At 46.9% G+C, this 271-nt stretch carries 1 rRNA gene; it reads right to left on the bottom strand.

Annotated elements, in window-relative coordinates:
• Nucleotides 1-271 (bottom strand): 23S ribosomal RNA (locus H8L47_RS29310); the annotation flags it as partial.

Genomic DNA, 271 nt, shown 5'->3' with positions numbered 1-271 from the left:
GTTTTATTATCAAAGATGCTAAATCTTGCAGGCTCTTCCCATTTCGCTCGCCACTACTTTGGGAATCTCGGTTGATTTCTTTTCCTGTAGCTACTTAGATGTTTCAGTTCGCCACGTTCGCTTTGCATACCTATGTATTCAGTATGCAATGACCTTACGGCCGGGTTTCCCCATTCGGAAATCTGCGGATCAATGTGTGTTTGCTCACTCCCCGCAGCTTATCGCAAGCTACTACGTCCTTCATCGCCTGATATCGCCAAGGCATCCACCA

Origin of the sequence: Undibacterium umbellatum (assembly GCF_014284125.1) — a bacterium.
Taxonomy (GTDB): Bacteria; Pseudomonadota; Gammaproteobacteria; order Burkholderiales; family Burkholderiaceae_D; genus Undibacterium; species Undibacterium umbellatum.
The sequence above is the reverse complement of the archived record's forward strand: the minus strand, read 5'-3'. Positions and strand labels throughout refer to the sequence as shown.